The organism is Acidovorax sp. 1608163, from assembly GCF_003669015.1.
In the GTDB taxonomy this organism is placed as follows: Bacteria; Pseudomonadota; Gammaproteobacteria; order Burkholderiales; family Burkholderiaceae_C; genus Acidovorax.
Map to the genome: position 1 here is coordinate 3,091,152 of NZ_CP033069.1, position 23,085 is coordinate 3,114,236.

Genomic DNA, 23,085 nt, shown 5'->3' on the forward strand with positions numbered 1-23,085 from the left:
ACGGCCCTGTGAACCTCATTCAACTGAATGACCTCAGAAGCGAGGACATCCGGCATATCTGGTCCCTCGTGACCTCGCCCGCACCTGCATTGGACGGCACGGTAGCCTGGTCATTCGAAGGCAACGGTATCCGCACCCGAACGACGTTCATCGAGGCCTTTCGAAGACTCGGGTTGGCGTTCACAGAGCTTCCCAATTTGCTCAAGACCAGCGAGCGCACCTGTGATCTGGCAGGCTACCTGGACCCGTTTTTCCGCATGTATGTGGTGCGCGAAGCCAACCATGCCAGGCTGGCCGAATTCGCTGCGGCATCAAAACGGCCTGTGATCAATGCCATGTCTGCCCAGGGGCACCCCTGCGAGGTGCTGACAGATGCGTACTTTGTCGATACGCACATCAAGCCCCTGTCGCAGGCGCGCGTATGCCTGTGGGGGCCCAGCACCAATGTGTTCCGCTCTTGGCACGAACTGGCCCGAGTGCTGGGATTAGAGCTGGTGCAGATCTGCCACCGGAGCTTTCACGAGGCGCTGCCTCACGTGTCTTTCGCTGAGCCTTTCGCAGTGCAGGGGCCGGTGGACGTGGTGATCACGGACAGCTGGCCCGCAGGCGCTGGAACCGGCCACGAAGCCCCGATCGACCTTGCGCCACTGACCGCAGAACATCTGGCCACGCTGGGCCATCCAGCATTGCTGCCAACGCCGCCTTTCACCCTGGGCCGGGAGCTGACAGTGGACCCGTTGGACTACCCCGGCTTTGTGGGCTACCGCCAAAAGGAACTGCTGCTGCCAGTGCACATCGCCATCCTCCGATGGGCATTGGACAATGCCTGCGCACGGGAGACTGTCAACGCCCCAAAGCGGCCGGCTGGCGACACGAGGTGTTCCATGGGCCCAAAAATTTCATAAAAAGCAGCCCTAGCGCTCTACTGAAAAGCGTTAGCAGCTATATATTTAATAGCAAAAATCTTCTTAACGACTGGCATCACCCACATCGCCCCGGTACAGCCAGGGCACATCCAGCACCCGTTCGCCCAGCAGCTTGAGCGACCAGTCGCGCCCCCAGCGCACCGGGCCGGTGGCGTGAAAGATGCGTCCGTTGCGCGTGGAGCGGGCTTGCACCCTTGCATTGCGCTGCCAGCGGTTGACGGCGTAGCGGCGCAGGCGCAGCGGCACGTCCAGGTCGTGCATGGACAAGGCGCTTTCGAGCTGGGCGGCGTCTTCAATCGCCATGCCTGCACCCTGCGCCAAGTAGGGGCGCATGGGGTGGGCTGCGTCGCCCAGCAGTGCCACCAGGCCCTGGGCCATCTCGTCGGGGTTGCGCACGGGGGGCCGGTCACACAGGGGCCACAGGCGCCAGCCGCTGCCTGCGGCCTCTACGCTGTGCACGGCGTGCTGCAGTGCGGTGCTGGTACCGAGCAGGGCATCTTCCAGGTCGCGGGCGTTGGCGTCGTGGTCCCAGGTTTCCAGGTTGGCGGGGGCGGGGCCTTGCACGATGACCACCAGGTTTTGCAGCTCGCCCCGGCGCACGGGGTACTGCACCATGTGCAGGCGCGGGCCCAGCCAGGCGGTGACCTGGCGCGTGCGCAAAGAGGGTGGCAGCGCGCTTTGAGGCACCAGGGCGCGGTAGGCCAAGTGCCCCGTCACCCGGGGGGTTTGGTAGCCCAGCAGCTGGGTGCGGGTGCGGCTCCACAGGCCGTCGGCGCCAATCAGGGCGTCACCCTCGATCTCTTTGCCCTGGCTGGTGCGCACCGTCACCACGGTCTCGGCCCCTGGCACGCTTTGGGCGGTGGTGCTGGCATCCACAAAGGATTCGATGGCCAGGCCCTGGTGCAGTTGGGCGTCGGTGTAGCGCTGCACGCCCTCGTGCAGCAGGGCATGCAGGTCGGCGCGGTGGATGGTGGCGTAGGCTGCTCCGTAGCGCTGCACCGCCGTGCGGCCCAGCGCCAGCGTGCCCAGCTCTTGCCCGCTGAGGGCGCTGCGCACCTGCAGTTTGTCGGGGAAGGCCGCGACTTGCTGCAAGGCCTTTTGCAGGCCCCAGGCCTGCAGGCAGCGCACCACGTTGGGCCCCAGTTGCACGCCTGCGCCCACCTCAGAGAACGCCGCCACGCGCTCGTACATGCGCACGTCCCACCCTGCGCGCGACGCGGCCAGTGCCGCAGCCATGCCGCCAATGCCGCCTCCTGCAATCAATACCTGCTTTTTCATCCGCGCATTGTCGGGCCTGCGGGGGCGCCCAGGGCCTGCACAGGCCCTGCCCCAGATCAAGTTTTACGCTTCAACGCCCGCGGGCACCAGCGCGGCCTCCAACACCGCAACAGGCATGGGGCGGCCAAACAAATAGCCTTGAAACGCCGGGCAGCCGTGCTGTTTGAGGAATTCAAGCTGGCCCTGCGTCTCCACCCCTTCGGCCACCACGCCCAAATCCAGGCTGTTGGCCAGCGCCAAAATCGTGCGCACGATGGCCGCGTCGTTGGGGTCGGTGAGCACGTCGCGCACAAAGCCCTGGTCGATCTTGAGCTGATCGAGCGGAAGGCGCTTGAGGTAGCTCAGCGACGAGTAGCCCGTGCCAAAGTCGTCCAGCGAGAAGCCCACGCCCCGCTCGCGCAGCTGCTGCATGCGGGCGATCACGTCCTCCACATCGGCCAGCAGCAGGCTCTCGGTCAGCTCCAGCTTCAAGCGCTCGGGGTTGGCGCCGGTCTGCTCCAGCACCTGCAGCAGTTGCTCCACAAAATCGGCCTGCCGAAACTGCCGCACGCTCACGTTGACCGACAGGAACAGCGCCCGCGTGAGCCGTGTGCGCGACCAGGCCACCAGTTGCTGGCAGGCGGCCTCCAGCACCCACTGGCCCAGCGGCAGGATCAGCCCGGTCTGCTCGGCCATGCCGATGAACTCGGCCGGGGCCACCACGCCGCGCTGTGGGTGGTACCAGCGCACCAGAGCCTCGGCTCCCTGCAGTTGGCCGCTGCAGTCCACCACGGGCTGAAAGTACAGCCGCATCTCCTGCTGCTGCAGGCCCCGGCGCAGATCGGCCTCTAGCGCCGAGCGGGCGCGGGCGGCGGCCTGCATCTCGGGGTCGAAAAAGCGCTGGGTGTTGCGGCCAGCGGCCTTGGCCTGGTACATGGCCAGGTCGGCATGTTTGAGCAACTCGTCCACCGAGCAGGGCTGGTGCGGACCAAACAGCGCAATGCCAATGCTGGGCGTGCTGTGGTAGCTGGTGTCGCCCAAAGGCCCCATGGCATAGGGCTTGCCCAGCGTGGTGATGATGTAGCTGGCCACCAGGGCGGCTTCGGCACTGGCCTGAGCGGCCTCCGTGTTCAAGTCTTCCACCAGCACCACAAACTCGTCGCCCCCAAAACGCGCCACGGTGTCGGTGGCGCGCACGCAGCCTTGCAGGCGCTGCGCCACCTGCACCAGCAGCTCGTCGCCCTGGTCATGGCCCTGGGTGTCGTTCAGGTCCTTGAAGTTGTCCAGGTCAATGAACAGCAAGGCACCGTGCACAGGCCGCCGCGCCACGGTCTTGAGCGCACGCTGCATCCGGTCTACCAGCAACCTGCGGTTGGGCAGGCCGGTCAGGGCGTCGTAAAACGCCAGGCGCTCAATCTGGCTTTCCACGCCCTTGCGCTCGGTGATGTCGCGGCCCACGCCGCGATAGCCCCGCAGAGCGCCCTGCCCGTCCAGCAAGGGCACGCCGCTCACGCTGATCCAGTGCAAGGTGCCGTCAGGCCGCCTGCGCTGCAGTTCCAGGTCGCGAAAGGGCTGTTTGGATACCAGCACGGCACGGTGGGTAGCCCAGTCGGCCTCGTTCATGTTCAGCGCGCCCAGCTCCCAGCGGGTGCGGCCCAGCACGTCTGCCTGGGTGATGCCGTTGATGCTCAAGTCGCCCGCCAGTTGCACAAAGCACCCTCGGGCATCGGTCTCCCAATACCAGTCTGACGACAGATCGCTGAGCGAGCGAAAGCGCGCCTCGCTCTCGCGCAGCTCGGCCTCCACGCGCACATAGTCGCTCACATCGGCAAAGGTGCGGACCAGGCCGCCATCGTCCACCGCCGTGGTGCGCACTTCCAGCGTGCGGCCATCGCGGGTGGCGCGCCAGTACAGGGCGGGCGATGCCGCGACAGCCCCCTGGGCCACGTACGCCTGCCCGCGCGCATCCACCAGCGAATAGCCATCGCCAAAATCACCGCGCTGCGCCTGCACCTGCGTCACCTGCGCCAGCGTGGGCTGGGTGGTCATGAGCGATTCGGGCAGGTCCAGCAACTCCAGCACGCGCTGGTTGTAGATGTGCACACGGCCGTCGGGCCCGGTCTTGAAGATGCCTTGGCTCATGCGCCCCAGCGTGGCCTGCAGCGCCAGACGCTGCCGCTGCAATTGCCCCAGCGCCTGGGGCTGCTCTGGCCCCAGGGGCAAGGCGGGCTGCTGCAACAGCGCGGCCAGCCGCTGCAGCAACTCGGGCAGGTGCGCATGGGCCGCCGCGCCATCCGCGTCCAGAGGCACCTGCGCGCGCAGCACGTAATCACCCAGCCCACAGCGAAAGCCCCGCGCGGCCAGCGCCTCTTGCGCCGGGGCCACACACAGCAGCACGGGGTGCCCGGCGCACAGCGCCAGCGGCCCGGCCACATCGGTGGCCGTGGGTGGCAGGCACAGCACCACAGCACGCCACGCCTGCGAGGCCAACGCCCCCGCCGCATCAGCCGCGCAAGTGCCGTGCACGACCCGGCAATCGGGCAGCGTGGTGGCCAGCAGCGCCTGGGCTGCCTGCGCGTGTGCCACATCCTCGTCAATCCAGAGCACCGCTGCGGTCATGCACGCGCCCCGGGTGGTGGGGATTGCGTGGGCTGTGCGCCCTCAGGGTGGCTCAGGTCATGGTCGCGCTCGAACACGTCCACAGGCACAGGCCTGCCAAACAGATACCCCTGGAACCCCTCGCACCCGTGCAGCCTCAAAAACCCCAGCTGCCCCGCCGTCTCCACCCCCTCGGCCACCACCTCCAGGTCCAGGCTCTTGGCCAGCGCCAGGATCGTCCTCACAATCGCCGCGTCGTTCGGGTCGCTCAGCACGTCCCTCACAAAGCTCTGGTCTATCTTCACCTGGTCCAGCGGCAGCCGCTTGAGGTAGCTCAAGCTCGAGTACCCCGTGCCAAAGTCGTCCAGCGCAAAGCCCACTCCTTCTTTCTTGAGTTGCTCCATGCGCTCTATCGTGTCTTCTATGTCTCCCAGCAGCAGGCTTTCCGTGAGTTCGAGTTTGAGTCGGTGCGGGTCGGCCTGGCAGTCTTTCAAGGTGCCCAGCACTTGGGCCACGAAGCCTGCTTGTCTGAATTGCCGGGCGCTGACGTTCACGGACAGGGTCAGGTGCGCTGTGGCCGGGTTTTGCGCCCAGGTGGCCAGTTGGCTGCAGGCGGTGTGCAGTACGGTTTGCCCCAGCGGCAGGATGAGGCCGGTTTGTTCTGCCAGGGGGATGAAGTCTGCCGGGCTGATCATGCCGCGCTGGGGGTGGCGCCAGCGTGCCAGGGCTTCTGCTCCCACGAGTTTGCCGTCGTGGTCCACCACGGGTTGGTAGTGCACCATGAGTTCGCCCCGTGCCAGGCCTTGGCGCAGGTCGGCTTCCAGGTTGGAGCGGGCGTTCACCGCCGCTTGCATGTCGGGGTCAAAGAAGCGTTGGGTGTTGCGTCCTGCGGCTTTGGCCTGGTACATGGCCAGGTCTGCGCGTTTGAGCAGTTCGTCGACCGTCAGGCGTTGTTCTCCGTACAGGGTGATGCCGATGCTGGGGGTGCTGTAGTGTTGGCCTCCGTCCAGCGCAAAGGGTTCGTTCAGGCTGGCCAGGAGTTTGTCAGCCACGATTTCTGCCTGGGTGGCGGCTTCGTGCAGGTCGGCGCTGAGGTTTTCCAGCATGACCACGAATTCGTCGCCCCCAAAGCGTGAGACGGTGTCGGCTTCGCGCACGCTGCCCACCAATCGCGCGGCCACTTGCGACAAAAGCTGGTCGCCCATGTCGTGGCCCAGGGTGTCGTTCAAGTCTTTGAAGTTATCCAGGTCGATGAACAGCAGCGCGCCTTGGGCTTTGGTGCGCTGGCCTGCGGCGATGGAGCGTTGCAGCCGGTCCAGCAGCAGGCGCCGGTTGGGCAGGCCTGTCAGGGCGTCGTAGAACGCCAGGCGCTCTATCTCTTGCTCTGCTCGCTTGCGGTCTGTGATGTCTCGGCACACCCCCAGCACACCGGTCACGCGGCCTTGCGAATCGCGGATGGGGGTTTTGATGGTTTCAAACTGGCCCTGGTAGCCGTCTTCGGCAAAGGTCAAAGTCTCCTCGTACACCACTGGCTGCCAGGCCGCAATGGCCCGGCGGTCCATGGCCCGGAACCTCTGGGCGTCAGCCTCGGGCACAAAATCCAGGTCGGTCAGGCCCAGGAGGTCCCGCTCCGGGCGGCCCGCAAACCGCTCAAACACGGGGTTGCAGGCCAGGTACACACCCTCCACGTCTTTCAGGAACACCATGTCGGGCATGGCGTTGACCACGCTGGCCAGGTGGGTCTTTTGCTCAGCCAACTCCAGCTCGATGCGCTTGACATCCGTCAATTCATAGGCAAACAGCACCACCGCAGGGGGCGACTGACCCTCGGCCGATTCGGCCACGATGGTGGTGCGCCAGTATTGGGTGCCCCTCTCGGAGTCCGACCGGTGCTCAAACACCACGGTCTGCCCGGTGAACGCCTGCTCAATCGGCCCACGCAATCGCGCCATGAGCCAGGGCGAAATCACCTCGGGCAGGCGCTGCCCCTCCAGGGCCTGCACCGGCTGCTGCAGCCAGTCGGCCTGCTGCGCGTTCATGTAGAGCACACGCAGATCGCGGTCGATGCGCGCCACGCCGCCGGGCACGCGCCGCAGCACGTCGGCCATCTGCGCCTCGTGCGCATGGGCAGCCACCTCGGCCTGGCGTTCGGCGGTGATGTCGCTTTGCACCCCGTCCCAGATCACCCGGCCACCCTCCAGCGCACGCGGCGAGGCGCTCAGCCGCATCCAGCGCAACTCACCGTCCGGGCGGCGCATGCGCACCACCACTTCCATCGATGCCATGGCGTGAAACGATTCGCGGCGCGCGGCCACCAGCGCCTGCAGGTCTTCGGGCACGATCTGTTGGTGCAGCACCTCCATGTCGCTGAGCACCTGCGCCGCCGTCACGCCATTGAGCCGCTCAATCGCATCCCCCATGTGCACAAAACGGGTGGTGCCATCCGCCTCGCGCACGATCTGGTAGAGCACGCTGTGGGGCAGGTTGCGCCCTAGCAGCTGCAGCCTTAACTCACTGTCGCGCAGCCGCTCTTGCGCCTCACGCACCTGCACATAAGGGCGACGGATGCCTGCAATGAAAACGCCCTGGAACAGCAGCGCATAGGCCAGCACCCGAAAGCCGTGGGCCAGCGGGTTGCCCCAAGTGGAGTGCTGGCCCTGCATGCCGCCCCCCAAGCCCACCACCAGCTCACCGCACATGAAAGCGCCCGCAGCCCAGGCCATGAATCGCTCGCGTCCCTGCACCGCAGTGCCCCGGTATAGCCACACGGCCGTGGCCCCCAGCGCAATCACCAGGACCAGCCCCAGGGGCTTGCGCAGCCCCGTGTGCGCAAACCAGGTGGGCACGCCCACCGAAGCCAGCCACAGCATGCCAAACGCCCACAGGCCCGCGGCCGCCGCCCAGGCACGGGGCTGCCCCGGCAAGGAGTAACGTGCCGCCACCAAGGTGAGCGCGACCCACTCTGCCAGGCGCGCCCAGGTGCTCATCCACAGCGACACATCGGCCGAGCCCGCTGCCAGATGCCCTTCGGGCGAGTGGGCCACGGCACCGTGCAGAAAATTGCACACCGCGGCCAGACCAAACCCCACCACCAGCACGTTGGAGCGGCCCTGTTCGCGCGGATCCAGCACGTTCAAGGAGACCGAAACCACCAGCAGCCCCAGCAGCACCGAGGCCAGTTCCATCAAAGGCTCAACCCCGTGCAGGGCATGCCCCTCGCCCCCCAGCAACACGGACAGGGGCGGCAGCAACAGCACCAGGGCGGCCACCACCAGCACCACCGTTACAGCGGGTGAATCTGAGGCAAAGGCGCCTGCAAGAGAGCGGCGAGAAAGAGAACGCATAGGGCAGGGGCCGATTCGAAAACGTGAGCCACAACAAGCATTTGGAGCCCGCACCGCAAGGCGCCCGTGCAGGCCCGCACACCACACCACCTTGAAAGCCCCAACCGCACACGCAGCAGCTGCGCACATTCCCGACCCCATCGGTGAACCTCCTCCACCACACGGGTCGGGGCGCTACCGCAGCAGCCTGCGCAAAAGAGGCTCTGCACAGCTTTGAGTGTATCTAGGCGTTAACGCCTGTCCATCCACTCTTCCCCGCCGTTGCGGCGCGGGTACGCCGCCAACGCCAAACCGTTGGCACACCCCCTGCCCCCCGGCGGGCCCACCTCAAGGCTGCAGCAGTTGCCGCAACACAAAAGGCAGGATGCCTCCCGCCTGGTAGTAATCCACCTCAATAGGGGTGTCGATGCGCAAGGTCACCATCACCTCCTGGTGGGTGCCATCGCCACGGTGGATCACCAGCTTGGCATCGCTTTGCGGCGTGAGCGCGGGGTCTGGCACCACATCGATGACTTCGCTGCCCAGGAGGCCCAGCGTCTCCCACGACTGCCCGGCCTTGAACTGCAGCGGCAGCACGCCCATGCCCACCAGGTTGGAGCGATGGATGCGCTCAAAGCTGCGTGCCACCACGGCCTTGATGCCCAGCAGCTGCGTGCCCTTGGCCGCCCAGTCGCGGCTGGAGCCGGTGCCATATTCCTCACCCGCAAAGATCACGGTGGGGGTCTTTTGCGCCATGTACTGCATGGCGGCGTCGAAGATGAACATCTTCTCGCCTTGCAGCGGGCCCTCGTTCTGGAACACGGTCACGCCGCCCTCTTCGCGCGAGCCATCGGCCGTGGGCGGAATCATCAGGTTCTTGATGCGCACGTTGGCAAAGGTGCCACGCACCATCACATCGTGGTTGCCCCGGCGCGCGCCATAGCTGTTGAAGTCCGCCTTTTGCACACCGTGCTGCAGCAGCCACTGGCCTGCGGGCGAGCTTTCCTTGATGGAGCCTGCGGGCGAGATGTGGTCGGTGGTGATGGAGTCGCCAAACAGCGCCATGACGCGGGCACCCAGCACCGAGGGAAGCTTGGCATCATTTTTGCCTCCAGCGCTTGATTCATAAGCGCTAGCAGCTCCTTTTTCAATAGCAAATTGAGCAAAGAACGGTGGCTCGGCAATGTAGGTGCTGGCGGGCCAGGTGTAGGCGTTGCCACCCACGCCCTTGATCTTTTCCCACAGCTTGCCGGGGTCGGACGCCACCTTGGCGTAGTTCTCGCGGAAGGCCTTGCCGTTCATCGCAAACTTCAGCAGGGCGTGGATTTCATCGCTGGTCGGCCAAATGTCGCCCAGGTAAATGTCTTTGCCTCCCTTGCCCTGGCCCACCGGCTCGGTCATCAGGTCCTTGAGCACTGTGCCCGCGATGGCATAGGCCACCACCAGCGGCGGGCTGGCCAAAAAATTGGCCTTGAGGTTGGGGTGGATGCGCGCCTCGAAATTGCGGTTGCCCGAGAGCACCGCCGCGCAGACCAGGTCGTTACTGGTGATGGCCTCGTTCAGCTCGGGCGTGAGGTCACCCGCATTGCCGATGCAGGTGGTGCAGCCGTAGCCCGCCAGCGCAAAGCCCAGCTTTTCCAGGTACGGCAGCAGCCCGGTCTGCGTGAGGTATTCCGTCACGATGCGTGAGCCAGGGGCCAGTGAAGTCTTGATGTGCGGCTGCACCTTGAGCCCTGCTTCCACGGCCTTCTTGGCCAGCAGACCGGCAGCCAGCAGCACGCTGGGGTTGCTGGTGTTGGTGCAGCTGGTGATGGCGGCAATCAGCACGTCACCATTGCCCACCGTGGGGTCGGCACCTTTGGTTGGCATGACGGCCGTGGCGTCGGCGTGGGCTGTGGCCAAAGCGGGCTTGTTGCTCTCCATCTCGGCCAGGGAGCGCGGTGCGCCTGCGGGCGCGGGTTGCTCTTTGGGAGCGGCCTCCTGCACCACGTCCTGGCCCCGGTGGATCTGGTGGCGGGTGTGCAGCAGTTCGGCCGGGCGGTTAAAGCCGTTTTGTGCATTGGGCTTGCTGAACAAGTCGGCAAACTGGCTGCTGACCTGGCCCAGTTCGATGCGGTCCTGCGGGCGCTTGGGGCCCGCCAGACTGGGGGTGACGCTGCCGAGGTCGAGTTTGACAACCTGCGAATAGTCCACCTCGCCCGCCAGCGGCACACCGAACAGGCCTTGGGCCTTGAAGTAGGCCTCAAACGCTTCGATCTCGCCCTTGGTGCGGCCCGTGCCCTGGAAGTAGTCAATCGTTTTTTCATCGACCGGGAAGAAGCCCATGGTGGCGCCGTATTCGGGCGCCATGTTGCCGATGGTGGCGCGGTCGGGCAGCGCCAGGGTGCGCGTGCCTTCGCCAAAGAACTCCACGAACTTGCCCACCACCTTGTGCTGGCGCAGCAGCTCGGTCACGGTGAGCACCAGGTCGGTGGCCGTCACGCCTTCGCGCAGCTGGCCGGTCATCTCAAAGCCCACCACATCGGGCGTGAGGAAGTACACCGGCTGGCCCAGCATGGCGGCCTCGGCCTCAATGCCGCCCACGCCCCAGCCCACCACGCCAATGCCGTTGATCATGGTGGTGTGGCTGTCGGTGCCCACCAGGGTGTCGGGGTAGTAGACGCCATCTTTGCGCTTGTGCACACCGCGCGCCAGGTATTCGAGGTTCACCTGGTGCACGATGCCAAAGCCCGGGGGCACCACGCCAAAGGTGTCAAAGGCCTGCATGCCCCACTTCATGAACTCGTAGCGCTCGCGGTTGCGCTGGAATTCGAGCTTCATGTTCAGGTCGAGCGAATTCTTCTTGCCGTAGTGGTCGACCATGATCGAGTGGTCCACCACCAGGTCCACGGGCACCAGCGGCTCGATCTTCTTGGGGTTCTTGCCCAGGCGCGCGGCCACGCTGCGCATGGCAGCCAGGTCGGCCAGCAGCGGCACGCCGGTAAAGTCTTGCAGCACCACGCGCGAGACCACGAACGGGATCTCGTCCTTGCGGTCTGCATTGGGCGCCCAGTGGGCCAACTCCTTGACATGCTCGGCCGTCACCTTGCGGCCATCGCAGTTGCGCAGCACCGATTCGAGCACGATGCGGATCGATACGGGCAAGCGGCGGATCTGGGGGAACTGCTTGGCCAGCGCGGGCAGGGAATAGAACTGCCCCTCTTTGCCAGACGCTGTCTGAAAGCGCTGGAGGGTGTAGGAAAACGCGTGGTGCGCGGGGGCAGACGGCAAGGCTGTGGCTGGCTTGGGCGATGAGGCCATGGCGAACTCCTGTGAAGACAACGGGGGAGAAACCGGTTCAAAGAGCGTGGGCCCCTCCCGCCCGGTCATTTGCCACAAGCACCAGAGCACTGTGGCACGACCGGGCGTCAGAACCCGTTAACGGTCTTTTCGAGGGCACGAAAGGTCATCCACAGGTTCTGGGGGCGTTGCTTCCATTCTGGCACCCTCGGGCCAGGATGCAATCGTGGGGACATCCGGCTGCAGCCGCTATGGCGAGGGGGCACCACGAGGGAAAAGGCCAAGGCCACAAGGCCCAGGGCACGATGATTCACACACAGAACGCAGGAGCCATCGTGCGTGAAACGGAAACTCCATTGGCGGGCATAACCAAGACACGTCTACGGATAACCCCAAGCGGGTTAACGACTTAAACCGCGCACGCACCACCTTGCGGCACAAGAGAAGCCCGCAAAGCACCAACCCTTCTTACGCTGAACGCCCATCGCCCGACAGGAAAAGCGCGCCGCACCTGTATTGCGCAGTTCTCAGGCAGCAATATGCCAACGCCCCAAACTGGCCCATCGCAATGCCACCCAAAGCCCCAACCGCATCTTTAACTTTGATTAGGAAAGGGGGTGGTAGTGATGAAGCACACCGCAGGAGTCACATTGTTTCCAAAACGTCAAAATGACACCGAAGTGTTTGCGTGGAAAACCGCTGGGAACGATGCGGGTGTAAAACGCAGTCCACTTTTTCCACCGATGGGCCCAAAACCCTGCTGCAATGGCTGGTGACAAAATCCTGGAAACCTGCATGCCAATGGAGCAGCCATAAAAAAAGCCCGCTAACGCGGGCTTTTTTTATATTGACCGTGAATGCCGGTCATTAAATGATGAATTGCTCACGGTTTTCGTTTTGAATCCACTTGGGCGCCTTGCCACGGCCTGTCCAGGTTTCACCGGTGGCGGGATTGCGGTACTTGGGAGCGACCTTGGTACCTGCGCTGGCGCTGCGTGCGCGGCCCGTGGGGAATACGTCTTGCGAAGTCAAACCAAATTCAGCCACCAAAGCACGGACCTGGTTCACAGCGTCGCTCAGTTCGCGTCGGCGGGCTTCGCTGATTTGTTGCTCCAGGGCTTCACGTTGCTTCAGCAGTTCTTTGTAAGTGGTCATGGTGCGTAATCAAAAGTAAGTAGGGCAGTTTCGCGATTATAAGAAAAAAATAGCGCCCAGTGCCCTTGAGTCCGGAAAATTGATGGAGTTCCGCAAGGAATTCAAATAACGCCTTCAAAAAGACTGTATTTAGGGTCAGCGATTCAGCCCCCAGCGCCCGCAGCCCCGTCCAACCCTCCCGGGGCATAGCCACGCCACCTCTTGCATGGAATGGGCCCATTCAGAATCTGGCCACGGTCTGGTCTGCCAATACCGACATCACCCACATCAGAAAATCTGTGTATCTCACCACACCGCCATTTGACCATTGCGGTGCAGGCTGCGCGGTATTGGCAGGAGAGCGCCCTACGAAGCTGACTTGGCGGAAAATCAGCGCGATACCCCTTTTTGGAACGACATGGCTATTTACTGCATCGGCGACATTCAAGGCTGCGACAGCGCATTGGGCAGGCTTTTGGATAGCATTGGTTTTTCACCCAGCCGCGACACCGTTTACCTGTTGGGCGACCTGGTCAACCGCGGCCCCGAATCGGCGGCCGTGCTGCGCCGCTGCGCCGCCCATGGCGACGCGCTGCGCGCGCTGCTCGGAAACCACGACCTGCACCTGCTGGCGGCCGCCCATGGCGCGCGCAAGCCCTCCAAGCGCGACACGCTCCACCACGTGCTGGACGCCCCAGACCGGGATGTACTACTGCAGTGGCTGCGCCACCAACCCCTGACACGCCAGCACGAACATGCGGGCGAAACGCTGCTGATGGTGCACGCAGGCGTATTGCCGCAGTGGACGGCGCAAGACGCACTGGCTTTGGCCGATGAAGTGCATGCTGTATTGAAGGGCCCCGACCTGCCTGATTTTTTGCACCAGATGTACGGCAACCTGCCTGACCGCTGGAGCAGCGCCCTGCAAGGCACCGATCGGCTGCGGGTGATCGTCAACGCCTTCACGCGCCTGCGCTTTTGCTCGCCAGAGGGGGTGATGGATTTTGAAAGTACCGAAAGCGCAGCCAGCGCCCCGGCAGGCTTGGTGCCATGGTTCGAAGCACCAGGCCGCCGCACAGCAAACACGGTGATGGCCTTTGGCCATTGGTCCACGCTGGGCTGGTTGAACCGCCCTCACCTGCTGGGGCTGGACACAGGCTGCGTCTGGGGCGGCTGCCTCAGCGCTGTGCGGTTCGGCAGCACGCTGGCACAGCGCGAGTTGATCCAGGTGCATTGCGAACAAGCCCAGGCACCGGGCAATTGAGCAAACCGCCAGCGCTGTAGCCAGATCACTCAGACCACAGCGCTGAAACGCTGCCCACGACCTGTCGCATGTCCGCTGCGAATGGCTGAACCGCGCAAAGTGGCCGTGACTACACCGACACCAGCCTGCGCTGCATTGCCGCAGACTGCCAAATGCTGCCATCGCTTCGCGCCATCAGCACTGCCAGGCCCGGGGTTTGCTCAGCCAGAGCCCGGCCGGCCTCGGGGCCCCGCACCATCATGGCAGTGCCCAGGCCGTTGACTTCGGCCACCGAGCGGGCCACCAGGCTCACGCCGTGCACGCCTTGCGTAGGCCAGCCCGTGTGGGGGTCCAGCACATGGTGTTGGCGCTGCCCCGCATGCATGAAGCAGCGCTCGTAGTCGCCTGACGACGCCACCACGGCGGGGCCTTGCAACGCCACAGCCCCTAGCAACTGCGACGGTGCACGCGGGTCGCGCAGCCCCACGCGCCACGGTCGGCCCTGCAACTGGCCTTGCACCAGCACATCACCACCACCGTTGACCATGGCGTTGGCTATGCCATGCGCCTGCAAAACCTGCATGCCCGCTTCCAGAATCGGCAGCTTGGCAATGCCCCCCAAGTCCAGCGCCATGCCGGGCCGCTGCAAAAACGCTGTGCCAGCACGCGCATCCAGCACCAGCGCCCCGGCATTGACGTACTGCAACTGGCGAGCCACTTCGCGGGCATCGGGCATGCGCTGCTCACCCGCCCCAAAATGCCAGGCCTTGAGACCACCCACGGTGGCATCAAAAGCGCCTCCGGTCGCGGCAGACACGCGCTGGGCCTCTTGCAGCACGCCCATCACCACCGGCGGCACCGGCACTGCGCGCACGCCCGCAGCATCGCCGATGCGGCGCACTGCACTGTGGGGTTCAAAGCGGCTGAACAAGGCCTGCAGCGTCTGCATGCGGGCAAAGGCCTGGTCCACCGCTTGCCGCAGCTCAGCCGTATCCGTGCCTTGCACCACGATATCCACCGCCGTGCCCAGCAGTGTCTGGCGGTCGCGCAGGACAACGCCTTGCACGGCACCTGGCGCGGCCTCCAGCGCAGCGGCACGGCCTGACCAAGCCCAGGCCAAGCCGCCCAGCAGCGGCACCGCCATGACCAAGCGCCGACGCCCTAGGGCAGGCACCGCAGAGGAGAAGGCTTTGTGCCGCATGCCGCCTCCGTCAGATGGATTGATCGGCCATGAAGTCCACAGCGGCCTTGACTTCATCGTCCGTCAGGCTGGCGCCGCCGCCACGGGCCGGCATCATGCCCTTGGCACCGGTAAAGCCTTCGCGGGCGTGCTTGTACAACACGTCTTTGCCCTGCGCAATGCGGGGGCCCCAGTCGGCCTTGTCCCCGGGCTTGGGGGCGCCGGCCACACCGGCGGCGTGGCACATCGCGCAGGTTTTGCCGTACACCGATTTGCCTACTGTGTTTTCTGGCGCAGCGGGGGCTGCAGGCGCAGCTGCCACCGCAGGGGCCGGTGCCGCTGCCGCTGGGGCTTCCGCAGGCTTCTTGTCACCACATCCGACCAGGGTCAACGCCAAAGCCGCCGCCGCACACACCATGGAAATTTTTTTCATCTCAAACATCCTGTCTTTCGTTAAGTCCAAACCGTCAAACATTCAAGGCCAAAGGCAACACAGGCCATACACAGCGCCTTGCCAGCCATCGGCTCCAACAGTGAAAGCAATGTAATTTGGCAGGGCCCTGATGGACAGGGGGGCGCCCCGCCAAAGGATGACCCAGATCAATATGATTCATATTAGGTGAATCTATTATCACCGCCATGTTACTCACCTGCCAACACCGATCACTGCGACTGTGGGTATTGGCCTGTTTCGTCTTCGCACTGCTGGTGGCGGCTGCATCCCCGGCCCTGCACCCCCGGGCGATGGAGCTGGTGTGCTCTGGCACCGGCGCAGCCAAGTGGGTGGTGCAGACCCCCGACGGCATGGCCCCGGCAGACGCCGCCAGCCTGGACTGCCCCCTGTGCCTGCCTGCCGATGCACCGCCGCCCCAGGTGGCCGCAACAGTGCCGCCACCGCCCGCACCGCTGATCTATGCCACCTGGCACCGCCAGCCGCTGGAGCCTCCCCTTTCGCACCATCGCCCGCCAGCGCGGGCTCCCCCTGTTTTTTCCTGAGCCATCCTAAAGAGGTAAACCATGAGCGATAAAAAAGACCTGCAACCCGCCAACGCCGGCCTGGGCCGACGCAGCTTCATCAACACCGCCGCCCTCGTGGGCCTGACCGCAGGTGTGGCCGCCTGCACCGAAAAGCCCAGTGCTGCCACCCCTGCAGCACCGGCATCGGCAGCCCCCGCCGCCAGCCACGCGGCCGGCGGAGCCAACCCCCACCTCAAGCCCGGCGAACTGGACACCTACTACGGTCTGTGGAGCGGCGGCCACACGGGCGACATGCGCGTACTGGGTCTGCCCTCGGGCCGCGAAATCACACGCATCCCCTGCTTCGTGCCTGACGCCCTGGTGGGCTGGGGCATCACCAACGAGTCCAAGGCGGTGATGGGCACCAAGGCCGATGGTCACCTCGAATACACGGTGGCCGACACCCACCACACCCATGCCTCGTACAAGGACGGCAACTACGACGGCCGCTACGCCTGGATCAACGACAAGATCAACAGCCGCATCGCGCGCATCCGCCTCGATTACTTCGTGTGCGACAAGATCACCAAGCTGCCCAACGTGCAGGGCTTTCACGGCATCTTCCCGGACAAGGCCGACCCGGTGGACCCGGCCATCAACTACACCACGCGCGTGTTCTGCGGCGGTGAGTTCGCGATTCCCATGCCCAACACGGGCACCGAAGACTCCAGTAAATACCGCTCCATGTTCAGCTGCGTGGATGCAGAAACGATGGAAGTGCGCTGGCAAGTGCTGATCGACGGCAACTGCGACCTGGTGGCCACGTCGTACGACGGCAAGCTGGCCGCCACCAACCAGTACAACACCGAGATGGGCGCGAAGTACGAGGACATGATGTCCGCCGAGCGCGACGCCTGCCTGTTCTTCAACGTGGGCCGCATCGAAGCCGCCGTGAAGGCCGGCAAGTTCAAGACCATCGGCACCAGCAAGGTGCCTGTGGTGGACGGCACGCACGAAGCCAACAAGGACCCCAAGACCGCCCTCACGGCCTATGTGTCGGTGCCCAAGAACCCGCACGGCGTGAACGCCAGCCCCGATGGCAAGTACTTCATCTGCGCCGGCAAGCTCTCGCCCACCGGCACCGTGATCGAGCTGGCTAAGGTGCTGGACTACTTTGACGGCAAGCTTGAAAAGCTGGACTCCGCCATCGTGGCCGAAGTGGAACTGGGCCTGGGCCCGCTGCACACCGCGTTCGACGGCCGTGGCAATGCCTACACCACCTTGTTCCTGGACAGCCAGGTCGTGAAGTGGAACGTGGAGGCTGCCATCAAGTTCCACGCAGGCGACAAGACCGCCAAGTACGTGGTGGACCGCCTCGATGTGCAATACCAGCCCGGCCACTTGAACGCCTCGCAGTCCGAAACCAAGGCCGCCGACGGCAAGATCCTGGCCGTGGGTTGCAAGTTCTCCAAGGACCGCTTCCTGCCCGTGGGCCCGCTGCACCCCGAGAACGAACAGCTCATCGACATCTCTGGCGAAAAGATGGTGCTGCTGGCCGACCACCCGGTGCGCGGCGAGCCCCATGACTTCATCATCTTCAAGCGCGACCTGGTGCGTCCCAAGCAGGTCTACACGCTCGACGAGTTCCCGCTGGCCGTCAAGGACCCCAAGGAGTCCGGCGTGTTCCGCAATGGCAAGAAGGTCACCGTGAAGATGACCTCGCAAGCCCCGGCGTTCAGCCTGCGCGAGTTCAAGCTCAAGAAGGGTGACGAGGTCACGCTGATCCTGACCAACCTGGACAAGATCGAAGACTTGACCCACGGCTTTGCGATCCCGAACTACAACGTGAACTTCATCGTGAACCCGCTGGAGACCAAGTCGGTGAGCTTCGTGGCCGACAAGCCCGGTGTGTTCTGGTGCTATTGCACGCACTTCTGCCATGCGCTGCATTTGGAAATGCGCACTCGGATGATTGTGGAGGGTTAACCAGGGCGATCCCCCTGAGGCGCTGCGCGCCTTCCCCCTTCTCTCGGCTTCGCCGGGAAGGGGGACGATGCACTCGCTGCGGGGCGGCCCTTGCTCTGCATCCCTGGCCTGGGGCGCGCCAGTTGCGACGACTGCGCTCCACTTCGCATCATATTGGCCGCTAGCGCTTGATGAATAAGCGCTAGCAGCTATCAAAAAGATAGTCCCATGATTTCCCTCCGTCGGCAGTTCGCCACGCTTCTTCTGGTCTTGCTGGCAGCCCTTTGGCTGGCGCCGCGCGCGCATGCTGCGGCAGGCGCCTACGAGGCCGAGCTGCCTGCGGAACTCTCTACCGCGCGCGACATGTGCGCGCTGGTGCCGTGCAAGGACGTGTTTCCAGGCGCCAGCCATTTCTCTGAACGCAAGGGTCAGCCTCCCTACGTAGAGGCTTACGACAACGACAGCGCGCAAAAGAAGCTGCTGGGCTACGTGATGCTCTCCACCGACATCACAGACACCCCCGCCTACTCCGGCAAACCCGTGGTCACGCTGATCGGCATGGACACACAGGGCCGCTTTGTGGGCGTGAAGGTGCTCAAGCATTCCGAGCCCATCCTGCTGCTGGGCATTCCCGAATCCGCGCTGCTGAAATTCAACGCCCAGTACCTGGGCAAGTCGGTGGCCGACAAGATCGAGGTGGGCCAGTCGCGCCCCGATGAGAACGTGCTGGGCCTGGACGCCATCTCGGGTGCCACGGTCACCGTCATCGCGCAGAACCAGGTCATGATGGCCTCGGGCTCGGCTGTGGCGCGACAGGTGGGCATCCTTGCGCCCACGGTGCGCGAGCCCGCTCGCTATGCCGAGACCGGCAAGCGCCTGAGCTGGGCCGAACTGGTGCAACAAGGCACCGTGCAGCGCCTGCGGGTGCTGCCCGAACAGGTGGGCCTGGACAAAGGCCCCGACCCGTTCATCGAGCTGTGGTTTGGCGACCTGAACCACCCCGACATTGGCAAGAGCCTGCTGGGCGACAACGGCTGGAACAGCCTGCGCCTGCAGCTCAAGGAGGGCGAACACGCCTTCTTCATCGTCCGCACCGGTGGCAAGGAATCGTTCAAGGGCTCGGGCTTCGTGCGCGGCGGCATCTACGACCGCGTGCAGGTGCGCCAGGGCGCAGATTCATTCACCTTCCGCGACCTGGACGCGCTCAACCTGTACGGCATCGAGGCCGCAGGCGCACCCAGCTACAACGAGTCGGTCATCTTCATCATCCGCTCGAGTGCGTTCTCGGCGGCTTATCCGTGGAAGCTGAGCTTTCTGGGCAACCGCGTGGACCGGGCCACCGGCACGCGCAGCTTCACCAGCTTCGACACGCCCTACTGGCTGCCCGCCGCCACGCTGCAAGGCGGGCGCCCCACCATTGAGGAGCCCGATGCCCCCTGGGTGCGCGTGTGGAAGTCGCGTGCGCTGGAGATTGCGCTGTTTGCCGTGCTGCTGGTCGCCGTGAGCGTGGTCTACGCCCTGCGCGAAAAGCTCACCCGCCTGTCCACCCACAAGAACAAGTGGCCCGTCAACGCCTTCAAGTACAGCTTCTGGGCCCTCAGCATTGGCTGGATCGGCTTTGGCGCCATGGCGCAGCCCTCCATCACGCAGGTGCTGACCTGGTTCCATTCGCTGCTGTTCCAGTGGACCTGGTCGCTGTTCCTGTCCGACCCGTTCATCTTCCTGTTCTGGATCTTCATCATCGTCACGGTGTTCCTGTTCGGGCGCGGGTTGTTCTGCGGCTGGATGTGCCCGTTTGGCTCACTGCAGGAGGGCATCTACAAGATCGCGCGCGCGGTGGGCCTGAAGCGTTTTCAGACCCAGCTGCCGCAAAAGTGGCACGACCGGCTCAAGTGGATCAAGTACGCGGTGTTCTTCGGGTTGCTGGTGGTTTCGATGTTCTCGATGGGACTGGCTGAGAAGCTGGCCGAGGTGGAGCCGTTCAAGACCACCTTCCTCGTCGGTGTGCTGAACCGCGCCTGGCCCTACAGCCTGTTTGTGGCGGCCATCCTGGGCGTTTCGATCTTCATCGAGCGGCCCTATTGCAAATACATCTGCCCGCTGGGCGCCTCGCTGGGCATGCCCAGCACGTTCCGCTGGTTTGGCCTCAAGCGCAAGCAGGACTGCAACAGCTGCAAGGCCTGCGCCGTGGGCTGCGGCGCCCAGGCGATTGACGCCGATGGCCGCATCGACCACCGCGAGTGCCTGCACTGCCTCGACTGCATGGTGCTCTACACCGACACCAAGGGCTGCCCACCCCTGGCCAAGGAACGCAAGCGCCGCGAAAAGGATGGCCTGGAGATCACGCCCATCGGCGCCAACGGCTACTTCATCCCGATCCACCCTGCCACGGTGCAGGACCAGATCTCGGCCAAGGCCGCCCAGGGGCCCGACCCACGCATGCCCACAACGCCTGCACACCCCGCCCACAAGGCTGGAAGCCAAGGCCTGCGCTGGATCGGGCTGGAGCTGGTGGACCACCTGTGGCCCTGGAGCCGCGAAGGCTGGGCCTCAGGCCGTGGCCTGCAAATCGCGGGCTTCTCGCTGGCCATCGCCGCCAGCGTGGCCTGGGTGATGACCGCCATGGGCACGTTGTCGTCGGGCGCCATCATCGGCTGGTGGTTTGGCTGGAGCGTGTACGAGGTACTGATCCGACTGTCGGGCAAGCGCTATGTGAAGGACGGCCCCTGGTGGCAGGGCCAGTACCGCCGGGCGGGCGTGATGGACATGCTGAGCTACGTGGGCTTCAAGAACCTGCTGATCGGCGCGGCGCTGTTCCTGGCCATCAAGGCCGTGGTGGGATTGGCGTGATGAAGCCCCCCCTTGCTGCCACCGCATTCACCGCACTCGTGGCGCTGGCTGCGTGCCTGCTGGCCCTGCCCGCCCACGCTGCCACCGTGCAGGTGCGCCCCGGGCAAGACCTGCAAGCTGCCATCCAGGCCGCCAAACCGGGTGACACGGTGGAGGTGCTGCGCGGCGCCTACCGTGTGAACCTGCGCATCGACAAAGCCCTGACGCTGCGCGGCATCGACCGCCCCACGCTCAGCGGCGGCCAGCAGGGCGACACCATCCGCGTCACCGCGCCCGACGTGGTGATCGAGGGCCTGATCGTGCGCGACTCGGGCACCAGCCTCAAGGACCAGAACGCGGGCATCTACATCTACCCCGGTGCCCACCGTGCCGTGGTGCGCCACAACGACCTCACCTACAACCTGTTCGGCCTGTGGATCGAGAAAGCCAACGACGTGCAGGTGCTGCACAACACCATCACCGGCCTGCGCGATGTGGGCTCGTCCCAGCGTGGCAACGGGGTGCAGCTGTACAACACCACGGGCGCACGCATCGAGGGCAACCAGATCAGCTTTGTGCGCGACGCGCTGTATGTGGACGTATCGCACCACGCCGTCTTTCGCGGCAACAAGCTGCACCACAGCCGCTACGGCACGCACTACATGAACTCCTACTACAACCTGTGGGAGGACAACGACACCTACTACAACCGGGGCGGCCTGGCGCTGATGGAAGTGCGCGACCAGGTGGTGCGCAACAACCGCGCCTGGGGCAACACCGACCACGGCATCATGCTGCGCACCATGCAGGACTCGGTGATCGAGAACAACGTGGTGGCCGAGAACAACCGGGGCTTTTTCATCTACGACGTGGAGTACGTCACCTTGCGCGGCAACCTGGTGGCGCGCAACACGGTGGGCGTGCACCTGTCGGCCGGCTCCACCCGCAACAAGGTGGACAACAACGACTTCGTCGGCAACCGCGAACAGGTGCGTTACGTGGGCGCCCGCGACGAGCGCTGGGGCACCGGCGGCGGCAACCACTGGAGCAACTACCTGGGCTGGGACCGCGACGGCAACGGCGTGGGCGATGTGCCTTACGAAGCCAACGACATGGTGGACCGCCTGACCTGGCGCCACCCCACCATCAAGCTGCTGCTGGCCAGCCCCGCCGTACAGGCACTGCGCCTGGTGGGCCAGCAATTTCCGGTGCTGCGCGTGCCCACGGTGGTGGACCCCAAGCCCCGCATGCAACCGAACCAACCTCAACGGAATTTTCAGCGTGACACGCAACCCTCCCCCCATTGACCTGAGCGAGCCCCCCGCCATCGAGGTGCGGGGCGCGCACAAGCACTACGGCGCACTGCACGCCGTGGACGGCATCGACCTGCGCATCGCGCGCGGCGAGATCTTTGGCCTCATCGGCCACAACGGCGCGGGCAAGAGCACGCTGTTCAAGATGATCCTGGGCCTCACACCCGCCACCTCGGGCGAGATCCGGGTGGGCGGCGCCACTGTGCAGGGCCGCGACTTTCGTGCCGCCCGCCGCCACCTGGGCTACCTGCCCGAGAACGTGGTGCTCTACGACAACCTGAACGGGCTGGAGACACTGCGTTTCTTCGCCCGCCTCAAGGGTGCGCCCCTCACGCAATGCCCCGCGCTGCTGGAACGCGTGGGCCTGGCCCACGCGGGCAACCGCGCCGTGCGCGAATACTCCAAGGGCATGCGCCAGCGCCTAGGGTTTGCACAGGCCCTGCTGGGCGAGCCCCAGGTTCTGCTGCTCGACGAGCCCACCAACGGCCTGGACCCCCAGGCCATCCGCGACTTCTACGCCACGCTGCGCGGGCTGCAGGCCCGGGGCGTGACCATCGTCATCACCTCCCACATCCTGGCCGAGCTGCAAGAGCGTGTGGACCGCCTGGCCATCCTGGCCGCTGGCAAGCTGCAGGCCCTGGGCAGCGTGCAAGCGCTGCGCGAGCAGACACACATGCCGCTGGCCATCGCCCTCACGCTGGCCGCCACGGACCAAGCGGCGGGTGTGCTGGCACTGGCCTCGCTGCCCGGCATCACGACCACGGCCACCCCCGACGGACTGCACGTGGAATGCCCCCGCAGCGCCAAGATGGCCGTGCTCGCCGCAGTGGCGCCGCTGGGCGCACGGCTGCTGGATGTGAACATCCACGAACCTTCGCTCGAAGACGTGTACTTCGGGCTGCGCGGATCATGAAGCGACAACCCCCTGAGCGGCTTCGCCTCATCCTCTTCTTCTCCCCTTCTCTCACGCTGCGCGTGGGGAGAGGGACAAGAGGGACGCCGCCCGTGCGGCGGGGCGGCCCTTGCACGGCGCCCCTGGCCCAGCATGCGCCAGTTTCAACAGCCGCTGGCGGCTTGCAAC

At 65.0% G+C, this 23,085-nt stretch carries 14 protein-coding genes; 7 read left to right on the plus strand and 7 right to left on the minus strand.

Annotation, left to right across the window (positions count from 1 at the left end; all coding sequences use genetic code 11):
- Nucleotides 1-8 precede the first annotated feature (8 nt).
- Nucleotides 9-905, plus strand: coding sequence for an ornithine carbamoyltransferase (locus tag EAG14_RS13715; protein ID WP_121729203.1), 897 nt, complete (start codon nucleotides 9-11; stop codon nucleotides 903-905).
- Nucleotides 906-968: 63 nt separating this feature from the next.
- Here EAG14_RS13715 and EAG14_RS13720 read toward each other — a convergent pair whose 3' ends face one another.
- The 5 genes from EAG14_RS13720 to EAG14_RS13740 all read right to left on the minus strand — a co-directional run bounded on the left by EAG14_RS13720 (nucleotide 969) and on the right by EAG14_RS13740 (nucleotide 12,538).
- Nucleotides 969-2,204 (minus strand): FAD-dependent monooxygenase, encoded by a 1,236-nt coding sequence (locus EAG14_RS13720; protein WP_121729204.1) that lies wholly within the window; start codon nucleotides 2,202-2,204, stop codon nucleotides 969-971.
- A gap of 63 nt (nucleotides 2,205-2,267) precedes the next feature.
- Nucleotides 2,268-4,802: a bifunctional diguanylate cyclase/phosphodiesterase gene (locus EAG14_RS13725; protein WP_121729205.1), complete on the minus strand. Its 2,535-nt coding sequence runs from the start codon at nucleotides 4,800-4,802 to the stop codon at nucleotides 2,268-2,270.
- Nucleotides 4,799-8,125 (minus strand): EAL domain-containing protein, encoded by a 3,327-nt coding sequence (locus tag EAG14_RS13730; RefSeq protein WP_121729206.1) that lies wholly within the window; start codon nucleotides 8,123-8,125, stop codon nucleotides 4,799-4,801. The genes EAG14_RS13725 and EAG14_RS13730 overlap by 4 nt, the downstream gene beginning before the upstream one ends.
- 327 nt (nucleotides 8,126-8,452) lie before the next feature.
- On the minus strand, nucleotides 8,453-11,404 hold the full coding sequence (locus tag EAG14_RS13735) for an aconitate hydratase (RefSeq protein WP_121729207.1): 2,952 nt from the start codon (nucleotides 11,402-11,404) through the stop codon (nucleotides 8,453-8,455).
- A gap of 846 nt (nucleotides 11,405-12,250) precedes the next feature.
- Nucleotides 12,251-12,538: an H-NS family nucleoid-associated regulatory protein gene (locus tag EAG14_RS13740; protein ID WP_099654920.1), complete on the minus strand. Its 288-nt coding sequence runs from the start codon at nucleotides 12,536-12,538 to the stop codon at nucleotides 12,251-12,253.
- 397 nt (nucleotides 12,539-12,935) lie between these two features.
- Here EAG14_RS13740 and EAG14_RS13745 point away from each other — a divergent pair, with 397 nt between their 5' ends.
- The gene (locus tag EAG14_RS13745; protein ID WP_121729208.1) at nucleotides 12,936-13,781 is read left to right on the plus strand and encodes a symmetrical bis(5'-nucleosyl)-tetraphosphatase; all 846 of its coding nucleotides are present in this window, start codon (nucleotides 12,936-12,938) and stop codon (nucleotides 13,779-13,781) included.
- A gap of 109 nt (nucleotides 13,782-13,890) precedes the next feature.
- Here the strand turns inward: EAG14_RS13745 and EAG14_RS13750 are convergent, their stop codons facing one another.
- Together EAG14_RS13750 and EAG14_RS13755 are read right to left on the minus strand one after the other, a co-directional pair.
- Nucleotides 13,891-14,961: an FAD:protein FMN transferase gene (locus tag EAG14_RS13750; protein WP_121729209.1), complete on the minus strand. Its 1,071-nt coding sequence runs from the start codon at nucleotides 14,959-14,961 to the stop codon at nucleotides 13,891-13,893.
- A 10-nt stretch (nucleotides 14,962-14,971) separates the two neighbouring features.
- Nucleotides 14,972-15,373, minus strand: coding sequence for a cytochrome c5 family protein (locus EAG14_RS13755; protein WP_099658535.1), 402 nt, complete (start codon nucleotides 15,371-15,373; stop codon nucleotides 14,972-14,974).
- Nucleotides 15,374-15,579: 206 nt separating this feature from the next.
- Between EAG14_RS13755 and EAG14_RS13760 the strand changes: the two genes are divergently transcribed.
- The 5 genes from EAG14_RS13760 to EAG14_RS13780 all read left to right on the plus strand — a co-directional run bounded on the left by EAG14_RS13760 (nucleotide 15,580) and on the right by EAG14_RS13780 (nucleotide 22,917).
- Complete coding sequence (locus EAG14_RS13760) at nucleotides 15,580-15,936, plus strand: hypothetical protein (RefSeq protein ID WP_143225918.1); 357 nt, start codon at nucleotides 15,580-15,582, stop codon at nucleotides 15,934-15,936.
- Nucleotides 15,937-15,957: 21 nt separating this feature from the next.
- The gene (gene nosZ, locus EAG14_RS13765) at nucleotides 15,958-17,883 is read left to right on the plus strand and encodes a TAT-dependent nitrous-oxide reductase (protein WP_121729210.1); all 1,926 of its coding nucleotides are present in this window, start codon (nucleotides 15,958-15,960) and stop codon (nucleotides 17,881-17,883) included.
- 207 nt (nucleotides 17,884-18,090) lie between these two features.
- Nucleotides 18,091-20,712 (plus strand): NosR/NirI family protein, encoded by a 2,622-nt coding sequence (locus tag EAG14_RS13770; protein ID WP_121729211.1) that lies wholly within the window; start codon nucleotides 18,091-18,093, stop codon nucleotides 20,710-20,712.
- Nucleotides 20,712-21,998: a nitrous oxide reductase family maturation protein NosD gene (locus EAG14_RS13775; RefSeq protein WP_205603396.1), complete on the plus strand. Its 1,287-nt coding sequence runs from the start codon at nucleotides 20,712-20,714 to the stop codon at nucleotides 21,996-21,998. Before EAG14_RS13770 ends, EAG14_RS13775 begins: the two co-directional genes overlap by 1 nt.
- The gene (locus tag EAG14_RS13780; protein WP_121729212.1) at nucleotides 21,973-22,917 is read left to right on the plus strand and encodes an ABC transporter ATP-binding protein; all 945 of its coding nucleotides are present in this window, start codon (nucleotides 21,973-21,975) and stop codon (nucleotides 22,915-22,917) included. The genes EAG14_RS13775 and EAG14_RS13780 overlap by 26 nt, the downstream gene beginning before the upstream one ends.
- Nucleotides 22,918-23,085 lie beyond the last annotated feature (168 nt).

Excerpts from the sequence above, each read along its gene's own strand:
- EAG14_RS13720 (WP_121729204.1), bottom strand. The coding sequence starts at position 2,204 with ATGAAAAAGCAGGTATTGATTGCAGGAGGCGGCATTGGCGGCATGGCT.
- EAG14_RS13725 (WP_121729205.1), bottom strand. The coding sequence starts at position 4,802 with ATGACCGCAGCGGTGCTCTGGATTGACGAGGATGTGGCACACGCGCAG.
- EAG14_RS13730 (WP_121729206.1), bottom strand. The coding sequence starts at position 8,125 with ATGCGTTCTCTTTCTCGCCGCTCTCTTGCAGGCGCCTTTGCCTCAGAT.
- EAG14_RS13735 (WP_121729207.1), bottom strand. The coding sequence starts at position 11,404 with ATGGCCTCATCGCCCAAGCCAGCCACAGCCTTGCCGTCTGCCCCCGCG.
- EAG14_RS13740 (WP_099654920.1), bottom strand. The coding sequence starts at position 12,538 with ATGACCACTTACAAAGAACTGCTGAAGCAACGTGAAGCCCTGGAGCAA.
- EAG14_RS13745 (WP_121729208.1), top strand. The coding sequence starts at position 12,936 with ATGGCTATTTACTGCATCGGCGACATTCAAGGCTGCGACAGCGCATTG.
- EAG14_RS13750 (WP_121729209.1), bottom strand. The coding sequence starts at position 14,961 with ATGCGGCACAAAGCCTTCTCCTCTGCGGTGCCTGCCCTAGGGCGTCGG.
- EAG14_RS13755 (WP_099658535.1), bottom strand. The coding sequence starts at position 15,373 with ATGAAAAAAATTTCCATGGTGTGTGCGGCGGCGGCTTTGGCGTTGACC.
- EAG14_RS13760 (WP_143225918.1), top strand. The coding sequence starts at position 15,580 with ATGTTACTCACCTGCCAACACCGATCACTGCGACTGTGGGTATTGGCC.
- nosZ (WP_121729210.1), top strand. The coding sequence starts at position 15,958 with ATGAGCGATAAAAAAGACCTGCAACCCGCCAACGCCGGCCTGGGCCGA.
- EAG14_RS13770 (WP_121729211.1), top strand. The coding sequence starts at position 18,091 with ATGATTTCCCTCCGTCGGCAGTTCGCCACGCTTCTTCTGGTCTTGCTG.
- EAG14_RS13775 (WP_205603396.1), top strand. The coding sequence starts at position 20,712 with ATGAAGCCCCCCCTTGCTGCCACCGCATTCACCGCACTCGTGGCGCTG.